Origin of the sequence: Anabaena sp. AL09, from assembly GCF_001672255.1 — a bacterium.
Lineage (GTDB): Bacteria > Cyanobacteriota > Cyanobacteriia > Cyanobacteriales > Nostocaceae > Dolichospermum > Dolichospermum lemmermannii.
On record NZ_LJOQ01000104.1, the window covers coordinates 61,191 to 70,291 of the forward strand.

The window sequence follows — 9,101 nt, forward strand, 5'->3', positions numbered from 1 at the left end:
GGAAATTATGATAGGCAAATTACTAGATCATCGCTACCAAGTCATTCGCGTCTTGGCGACAGGGGGATTTGGTCAAACCTATATTGCCCAAGATACCAGACGGCCAGGCAACCCCATCTGCGTGGTTAAACACCTGAAACCGGCTAATTCTGACCCTAACATCTTTGTTACTGCTAAACGCCTGTTTAATAGCGAAGCAGAAACTTTAGAGAAATTGAGCAACAATGACCAAATACCCAGGCTTTTAGCTTATTTTGACGAAAATCAAGAATTCTTTTTAGTCCAAGAATTTATTGACGGCCACACTCTGAGTGAAGAACTCATTCCCGGACAGCCTTGGAGTGAAGTCCAAGTTATGCAAATGCTGTTGGAAATTTTGAGTATTTTAGAGTTTGTTCACCAAGAAGGTGTGATTCACCGCGATATTAAGCCAGATAATATTATTCGCCGTGAGGCTGATTGTAAATTAGTTTTAGTAGACTTTGGCGCAGTTAAACAACTACGCTCCCCTTTGGTTGTGGTGGGCGGACAACAAACGGCTACGGTAGCTATTGGCACGCCTGGCTATATGCCTACAGAACAGGGACAAGGTAAGCCTAGACCTAATAGCGATATTTACGCTTTGGGGATTATTGCTATTCAAGCATTAACGGGAGTCCCAGTTAGTCAATTACAAGAAGATCCAGATACAGGGGAAATTAACTGGCAGCATTTAATTCCTGTTAATCCTGAGTTAGTCGCAATTTTAACGAAGATGGTGCGTTATCATTTCAAAGAACGCTATCAAACAGCAACGGAAGCCTTACAAGCTTGTCGAGACTTGGTGAATATCACCCCGGAACTATCCCAACCTTCCCTATCTCCTCAAATTATTTATCAATCTCCACCACCCCTAGCTTCCAGATTTATACAGAAAACAATGGCGGTTTCTCCCGCTAATCGTGTTCCTTCTCAACCTGCCCCTCAACAACAATATATTCCTCAAGAATCTAATAAACCTGATCCTTTACCTTTATTAATTGGCATATTATTAGTAGGTGGTGTAGCGGCTTTATTTACAAATATATATCCCAATCTACAGAATTTAACTGGTAATTGGACAGGAGAAAAGACCAAATTAATAAATAATTGTCTGGCTGTAGTTGCGGCTAATTCTAATATTCGTTCTGAACCTAGTGCGATTAATTCTGATAATATTTTGAAGACCTTGGGTGCAGCTAGTAAATTTGAGGTGACGGGTAAGCGCACAAATCGCGGCTGGGTAGAAATTAAACTTTCATCTGGTCGCTTGGCTTGGGCGCATTCTGATATTATTTCTAATAATGAAACATGGATTTCTTGCCGACGTGACAAAGGTTTAGCTATTCAAATTGTAGATGATAGTTCTTTAATTGCATCCCTTCCTGTTCCTCAAGTTTCACAAAAACCTGCTGTGGAAACTTCTGCACCCAAACCAACTCCGTCCGCTACTGAAGATAAATCTAAAACTGTGGCAAAAGCTAGAGAAAAATTTGAATCAGGAGATTTACAAGGAGCAATTTCTTTACTACAATCCACTTCAGGAAATGCTATTTCTGGAATTCAAGAAACGGTGGATACTGTTAATCAATGGCAGAATGATTGGGCAAAAGCTGAGGCTTTAGCTAAGGATATTAATAAAGCCATTGATAATGGTAAATGGGATGAAGTTTTAGCTTATCGAGATCATCCTGAAAAGCTCCCGAATATTAAATATTGGCGTGATAAGTTAGAACCAATGTTTAAACAAGCTGCTGAAAATGCCGCTAAACAAGTATTACCCCAGGAAAATAAACCAACTCCCACAGCAACACCAAAAAGTGGGGTTTAAATATGCCGTTTTCCATAGTGGTCTTTATTATTATGTAGGTTGGGTTGAGGAACGAAACCCAACATTTTATTTTCATTTTTGTATTCGGGTTTGTTGGGTTTCACTTTGTTCTACCCAACCCACAAATACAACCTACAATTTTATGGCATGATGTCATCTAATTTAAGTTTTAAATCTGGAAATAGAGGAGAAAAAATACTATCTTCTAAACGATATTTTTCTTGTTGATAGACCCCATTAATTAATTGACAAATTGTTAATGTCGGTTGTTTAGGGTTGCCAATAAATTGAATTCCCCCTAATGCCCGAAAGTCTATTATCCAATATTCTGGTATTTCCAAAAAGGCATATTCTTCTATTTTTCTGGCATAATCATCTTGCCAATTTGTACTCACAACTTCAGCAACTAATTTAATGGTATTACCATTGCAAATTACTGGTTCTTTTTGCCAAAGTGGTTCTTGATTAAGTTTTGCTTTATCTAAGACAATTACATCTGGACGGAGTGCTGTAGCTGACCCAGCGAAGGGTTTAATTAAGCAATTTTTGGGAATCAACCAGTTTAAATTATTATGAATAATCTCAGTGTAAATTCTCCCGGCAATATTTCCAGCAACTTCTTCATGGGGTCCTGTTGGTTCCATATCTCTTAGTTCTCCGTCAATTAGTTCATAGCGAGTATTGTCCCCATATTCAATTAAAAATTGCTCAAAGGTGAGTGGTTTTACTGGGGTATAGGTCATAATTTTAGATTGTCTTGTGATGTTGGGTTTATTCTAACTAACTTTTGACTCATCTTCCTGTGATTCATCTCTAATATTAAAATAGTGAAAAAGATTAGCAACAGTTAAATCTGAGGCTTGTTGTAAATTAGATGTAACTAAGGTTCTATATCCAGAATTTGCGGCTTGTTGACTCACATAATTTTCATATTCCCGGCGTAATTCTGGCGCAAACATAAATAATAATTGATCACGTAAGGAATAAAAATGGGATTTTTCGGCGATGTTTTCGTAGCTGATTTGTTCTGCTGGTATTTCTGAATTAGTGATAGTTTGGGTAATTTCGGAATTATGAAAATCTGCACTATTTAAAAGTTTTAATTCGGCTGGAGGTAGAGATTTTACCCAATCTACATGATTTTGCCATGATTCGATGATCACTAAATCATGATGATGAATGCGGGTAAGTTCAGGAAAGAGAAAATCTAGTTCGTCGTGAGATTCACATTGATTAATCTCAAATGTGCCAGCAATTTTACTCAAATGCTATGTTACACTGTATAAATTCCCTTAAAGCGGGTAGGCTACAAAAAAGCATCTAACTGAAAAATTACTACAGTGAGGCAAACTAATGAGCAAGAAAAAGTTGAAAAGATTATTAGCTGTAAGTGCCGTTTCTTTCTCTTGCTTATGGTTATCTGTAGTACCGATAAATAAAGCATGGGCGCAAACCAGCAGAGAAGCAGAAATCTCTATCTATATCCAACAGTTAAAAGACAACAATGGAATTGTGAGCTACTATGCCTACAAAGGTGGTTCAATTTTGACGAAGCAATATAATCCTGCCGAACCAGATAAACCCGGTCAACCTCCTCTAAATAAAGCGGCCATTTTCTATGGTCTTTCTATTAACGAAACTACAAAACTACCAGTATTTACTTACTCTACAAAAGATAAAACTAATCTGGTTGTAGGGGGAACTACCAAGACAGAAATCGCCCTATAACGTTGGTATCACCTAGCTGCGGTTGTCAGTAACCAGCAGGTTGAACTATTTGTAAATGGCCAGTCCCAAGGCGCAGTTCCACTGGAAGGAGCGATCGCTGATAACGCTGAAGCAGACCTATTAATTGGCAGAAGTTATGCCGCGAATTCCTATTTAGCGGGTCAACTAGCAGAACTCCGCATTTGGAATATCCCCCGCACTTCTGCCCAAATTCAAGCCAATATGTCTCGCCGGTTAGAGTCCATTGAACCGGGCTTAGTTGGCTATTGGTTATTAGACAAGGGTGCAACTGAGATTGCTTACGATTCTTGTTTTTCTGACAACTTTGGGATTATTTCCGGCGCGACTTGGAGCAAATCTAAATTACCAGTAGCCATTCTCAGCCGTAAAGAGAAATTTAGCTATGCTGGCAAAATTGGTGATGTTCGGGCTTTAGACGCTTTTAAACCGCTGCCGTCTGAAGTCCACCCCTCACCCCGCTGGCTGGCTAACTTCTATCAATCAGCTTATGGTTTGGGAGGAGCAACCAAGGATGTCTTAATGCGCCAGGTATTGGTCGAAAATGCCGGCGACTTTAGTAAAATTCCCGCAAAATTACCACCTAAACAGATTGCAACTGCCCCGGAAAACCTCACCCGTCTGCGTCTGGATAAATACAGTGATGAATTTTTTGTAGAACGCCGTCTTAATGGTTTTAACCCCGGTCAACTCAAACGAGTGCAAAATCAGCCCTGGCAATATGTCATCCGCTATGACATGAGTGGCATTCAAAAAATTGATGATCACGGCATTTTGCCCAAATTAATTGAGGCTCGTTTCTGTTTAGAAGGGCAACAACTCACTCCTCACTCTATCGAATACACCCTCTTTGGTGAAACCCAAGTCAAAACCCAACGCCCTGGTGATCAAGATTGGGAATGGGCTAAAAAACTGTTCCGTTGTACCGAATTTCTCTATCACGAAACAGGAATACACTTGGGTCGTCTCCACCTGAATATTGGTTCGTTGCAACTTGATCATGGATGTCGGTCCTGCTGATCTCAAAGATGCGATTTGGAACCAACGCGCTCAAATTGAACCAGGACTTCCCCTCGATAAGCTGATGATGAGTATCAGTATTTAGGAGATTTGTTAAGTAATTTACAGATTTTAGAGGTATTAAACATGACTGTTGCGGAAGAAAGAAAGGCAAATCAAGAAAAATTCATCTATGCGGCGGATATCCCCACCTTTGATGTCAGCAAACCCCTGCCTCCCACTGTCCTACCCAGCCTCAAATGGCAGTACAACTTTAAATGCAGTGTGTATGGTATAGGTTTAGTGCGGCCGATTATCACTGCCCCCAATCTCAAAAGTGGGGGGACTGAACTTAATGCTGTTCCCTACCTGATACCCAATCTTACTCGTCTGCGTCCTGATAAATTTAGTGATGAATTTTTTGTGGAGCGTCGTCTGAATGGTTTCAGCCCTGGTAAGCTGAAACGGGTAGAAAATAAGCCTTGGCAGTATTTTATTCGTTATGATTTTAGTGATGTAACTGTTGATGCCAATGGTATTCTACCCAGATTTATTGAAGCTCGTTTCTGTCTGGATGGTCAGCAACTTCAAGTCCATTCCATTGAATTTATCCTTCACGGAGAGAGGGAAGTCAAGAATCTTACTCCCCGTGATCAGGATTGGGAATGGGCTAAAAAACTCTTCCGCTGTGCTGAGTTTGTTCTACATGAAACTGTTGCTCATTTGGGTGGTACTCACCTGAATATAGATCAATATGCAATGGCTTATTACCGCAATGTGGTCAATAGCCCGATCATTGAATTGCTAGAGCCACATTTTGAGGGCTTACTATCCATTAATCAACAAGGTTTAGCGGAACTGGTTGGTACAGAAGGGAATGAAGGTGTTGTTCCCCAACTAACTGTCCTCAATATTCAGGACACTCAACGTATTCTGGTAGCAGAATTGAAAACCCTCACTTACCGGAACTGGAGTTCTAGAAAAAGCACACTACCCGATTATGTGGCTAATAATCATTATGATCGAGCCGCGATCGCTATGTGGAAGATCATTAATAAATACGTCAAGGACTTTTTTGATCAAAATCAAGCTGGTATTCAAGAATACTGGTCGGAAATTACAGCCATGTCCAAGGATTTGACGGCACATTCCATTCTCAAACCAGAATTGGGAATATTAGACATTAAGACTCTCCAAGACCTTCGGGAAATGTGCGTTTATGTCATCTATATCAGTACCTTCCAGCATTCCTGGGCATTGGTGACAAGTTAAGGCTGTAAGTCTTTTGTCAAGCGGTTTTTGGATAATTATTGAAAAAAAACTCGTCAGACCCCCGCTGGAGATCAGGAAAAGGCGCGACAATTAACTTAACATTTGGTTTTCGTTTCTGTTTGATAATACCTAAATCTCGATTTTGAGGGTCAGCAAAATACTTAACAGGATCGGTTGCCTTACCTTTTTGATGAGCCCTTGTAAAATGATAAAGACCACGATAAATCATTTCTAATGAAATATCATCAAAGGGGAGAGAAAGTTCGTCAGCTACAGCATCACCTAAATCGACTAAAACCGCATAAAATATCCAAGTTGCCCAAATCTGCAATTTAATTCCATTAATTGAACCCGTCCATAAATAACTTAACCCCAAGAGTCTTTTTACTATATTAAAAGCATCTTCAATCCGCCAACGTCGCCGATATAAATCCGCTACCACATAAGAGGATGTTTGAAAAGTGGTATTCCGTAATTTTCATCACATTGCTACCCCCCTTAGTCCCCCCTTGTAAAGGGGGGAAACAATAAAAAATACATCAACTATAACTTTTCAAACACCCTCTAAGGAGGTAAAACATTAGGATCTAACACGCTGGTTAAATAGGAATGCCATGTTTTTCCTGACCGCACTTCAATCAAACGTAAGGTTATAAACGGAGTCTTTTTTGAGCCAGAACCAAGACGTATCTTCCGGTCTCGCAATCCATAACTATCTGTAAATATTTCTTCTACCTTGATTGCTGCTCCTTTCTTTATTCTGGTAATAAAGTCAACTTTCTTTTCAATTAATTGATGCCAAAAATTAAAGTGATAAAACCCTCTATCCAACAATAACAAGGTATTTTCTGTCACTAAATTTAAAATAGTTTCTTCTAGTTTAGTATCAGAAGCTTTAGGATTCTCTTCAAACCAAATCTCTACAGGTAATCTGGTCATTAAATCAATGACCGTACTCATTTTTCCTGCTAATTGTCCATAATGAGCTTCTTCTAAACTTTGTAATTTCCTAAACAATGCCTCCAATGTTGATCCGTCTACTATCCAAATTTTTTCAAATCTTGATAAAGTAAATTGAATACTTTCTGGCAAGGGACGTTTATTTCTACTGTGCCAAGCTGTTCTCAAACTAGGCAATAAATCTTTAAATACTTTTTCAAATAATTCCGATGGAAATGTCAAAAATCTCTGTGATACAGCTTGTTGACTAACTTTCGTAGGATTACACCACAAGAAACCGTCTCTAGCTAACATTCTTGTCATTTCTCTGACCCCGGCTACGTCTCGCCATAATAAGGTTAACACCGCAGCCATCATCAACGGTAAATTCAGTATCCTTTCTCTAAGTCCTAGTTTTCGGTAGTAATTTTCTTGATTTGTAATCGCTGGTGTCAGTAATCTTTCCAATTGCTTGGCTATTACTTCATCTTCCACCATTGGTCGCTGTTTCTTTTTTGCGTGGTCTCTGTTGGTTTTTTTACTGGTTGTCATGGCTGGACTCAATCGCTCAATTACTTGTCTAGACTGAGTTTCCCATGTTTTTGACCACTACAAATACCACCCTTGACAATTTCCCCTTTTCCTTAACTTGTCACCAATGCACCGGAGATAGTAAATTTGCTGAAAATTTTGATCTTAAATACAAATCATCCAGTTTCCGATTTGTTCATAACAACGATATTGTGACTCGTGTTGCTCCCAGCGCTCTTGGATATAAACATATCGGCACATTCTTGTATATTGACGCAGCCAAAAACCTCCACCATGATATCCGCTGGTGGAATCAATTTAAAGATAGAGTCAAAGGCTCAATCGAAGATCTAGGCAAGCCCGGTATTGATGGTATCAAAGATCATGATATGGGTTTGTATCTTAAAGGTATTGAGAAAAATCTAGATAAGAATCCCATTGCCTAAGATCATAGAACTTTATCTCTTGTAGGGTGCGTCAGACCAAATAATTTGACAAAAAACAGATTTCCCATATCTGACGCACCTACTCAATAAGTGATTCCCATTTCGTTCATTTATATCATGGCAATTTTGTGCAGTGCGTAAGTCCTAAGAACTTTGTGCGTTACCAGTTTAAACCTAGTAACGCCAACTCAGATTTCTATCTTTTCTATCTCGTCCCAACAGTAGTTTTCAGCAATGGAAATCCTAACTTTTCCCTTTGCTCAACATATAAATGAGCCACCTGCCTAGCTAAATGCCGAATCCTAGTAATATAACGAGTCCGTTCCGTCACCGAAATTACCCCTCTAGCATCAAGCAAATTAAAAGCATGAGAACACTTAATCACATAATCCAAACTAGGTAAAACCAATCCTCGTTCCGTTAATTGAGTAGCCTCCTGCTCATATAAACCAAACAGCGTCAGCAGCATTTCAGGATTTGACGCTTCAAAATTATAAGTACACTGTTCAATCTCACCCTGAAGATGAACATCACCATAAGTAATGTTATCCGTCCACTGAATCTTAGTAATAGCCTCCACTTGCTGGAGATACATTACCAACCGCTCCAAACCATAAGTAATCTCAATAGACACAGGACGGCAATCAATACCTCCACATTGTTGGAAATAGGTAAATTGAGTAATTTCCATCCCATCTAACCATACTTCCCAGCCAGTACCCCAAGCCCCTACCGTCGCATCTTCCCAATTATCCTCCACAAACCGAATATCGTGGTCTTCAGGACGAATCCCTAATGCCCGTAAAGAATCCAGATAAATTTCCTGAATATCATCCGGTGAAGGCTTAATTAAAACCTGATATTGATAATAATGCTGAAACCGATTCGGATTTTCCCCGTAACGTCCATCGGTAGGACGACGACAAGGTTCAACATAAGCTACAGACCAAGGCTCAGGACCCAAAGCCCTTAAAAAAGTATGGGGATTCTTAGTACCTGCGCCCTTCTCCATATCATAGGGCTGGGCAATCAAGCAGCCACGCTGTCCCCAAAACTGATGCAATATCGCTATTACCGACTGAAAATTCACTATCTACTCTTCCTTGAGTCAACAATTCCTCACCCATTGTGGACTAAACCCAGCATAGTGAGCAGTTTTCAGGCAATAAAAAACAATCTTCAAAATAGTTTGAAAAAGTAGTTGACAAACCAAAGGAGATTCGATATATTAAATAAGTGCCTGAAGCGAAGCGAAACAAAAGCAACGCCAAAAGTCGCACCGAACCTTGAAAATATTATAGTTTGAAAGCCAGAATACA

The 9,101-nt window shown here is 39.6% G+C and carries 8 protein-coding genes and 3 pseudogenes; 6 read left to right on the forward strand and 5 right to left on the reverse strand.

What is annotated here, in order from left to right; all coding sequences use genetic code 11:
- Window positions 1–7: 7 nt before the first annotated feature.
- Entirely contained in the window at window positions 8–1,849 is a 1,842-nt protein-coding gene (locus AN490_RS21380; RefSeq protein WP_300006842.1) for a serine/threonine protein kinase, read from the forward strand.
- A gap of 140 nt (window positions 1,850–1,989) precedes the next feature.
- On the opposite strand, the gene AN490_RS21385 is transcribed toward AN490_RS21380, so the two are convergent.
- Both AN490_RS21385 and AN490_RS21390 read right to left on the reverse strand, forming a co-directional pair.
- Entirely contained in the window at window positions 1,990–2,592 is a 603-nt protein-coding gene (locus AN490_RS21385; protein ID WP_300006844.1) for a Uma2 family endonuclease, read from the reverse strand.
- Window positions 2,593–2,625: 33 nt separating this feature from the next.
- A complete protein-coding gene (locus tag AN490_RS21390; RefSeq protein WP_300006846.1) occupies window positions 2,626–3,114 on the reverse strand; it encodes a hypothetical protein in 489 nt (162 codons plus the stop codon).
- An 88-nt stretch (window positions 3,115–3,202) separates the two neighbouring features.
- Here AN490_RS21390 and AN490_RS21395 point away from each other — a divergent pair, with 88 nt between their 5' ends.
- The 4 genes and pseudogenes from AN490_RS21395 (at window position 3,203) to AN490_RS21405 (ending at window position 5,866) form a co-directional block, all read left to right on the forward strand.
- Window positions 3,203–3,577 (forward strand): hypothetical protein, encoded by a 375-nt coding sequence (locus AN490_RS21395; RefSeq protein WP_300006848.1) that lies wholly within the window; start codon window positions 3,203–3,205, stop codon window positions 3,575–3,577.
- 12 nt (window positions 3,578–3,589) lie between these two features.
- Window positions 3,590–3,781: pseudogene (locus tag AN490_RS22960) on the forward strand (LamG-like jellyroll fold domain-containing protein); the annotation flags it as partial.
- Window positions 3,782–3,799: 18 nt separating this feature from the next.
- Window positions 3,800–4,615 carry a hypothetical protein gene (locus AN490_RS21400; RefSeq protein WP_300006850.1) on the forward strand — a complete coding sequence of 272 codons (816 nt, stop codon included), beginning with the start codon at window positions 3,800–3,802 and terminating at the stop codon, window positions 4,613–4,615.
- Window positions 4,616–4,741: 126 nt separating this feature from the next.
- Window positions 4,742–5,866: a lipoxygenase family protein gene (locus tag AN490_RS21405; RefSeq protein WP_300006852.1), complete on the forward strand. Its 1,125-nt coding sequence runs from the start codon at window positions 4,742–4,744 to the stop codon at window positions 5,864–5,866.
- Between the two features lie 16 nt (window positions 5,867–5,882).
- Here the strand turns inward: AN490_RS21405 and AN490_RS21410 are convergent.
- Both AN490_RS21410 and AN490_RS21415 read right to left on the reverse strand, forming a co-directional pair.
- A pseudogene (locus AN490_RS21410) lies at window positions 5,883–6,323 on the reverse strand (IS4 family transposase); the annotation flags it as partial.
- A 110-nt stretch (window positions 6,324–6,433) separates the two neighbouring features.
- A pseudogene (locus AN490_RS21415) lies at window positions 6,434–7,303 on the reverse strand (transposase); the annotation flags it as partial.
- 98 nt (window positions 7,304–7,401) lie between these two features.
- Here AN490_RS21415 and AN490_RS21420 point away from each other — a divergent pair.
- Complete coding sequence (locus tag AN490_RS21420; protein ID WP_300006853.1) at window positions 7,402–7,782, forward strand: hypothetical protein; 381 nt, start codon at window positions 7,402–7,404, stop codon at window positions 7,780–7,782.
- Between the two features lie 205 nt (window positions 7,783–7,987).
- On the opposite strand, the gene glyQ is transcribed toward AN490_RS21420, so the two are convergent.
- The gene (gene glyQ / locus AN490_RS21425; RefSeq protein WP_300006856.1) at window positions 7,988–8,872 is read right to left on the reverse strand and encodes a glycine--tRNA ligase subunit alpha; all 885 of its coding nucleotides are present in this window, start codon (window positions 8,870–8,872) and stop codon (window positions 7,988–7,990) included.
- Window positions 8,873–9,101 lie beyond the last annotated feature (229 nt).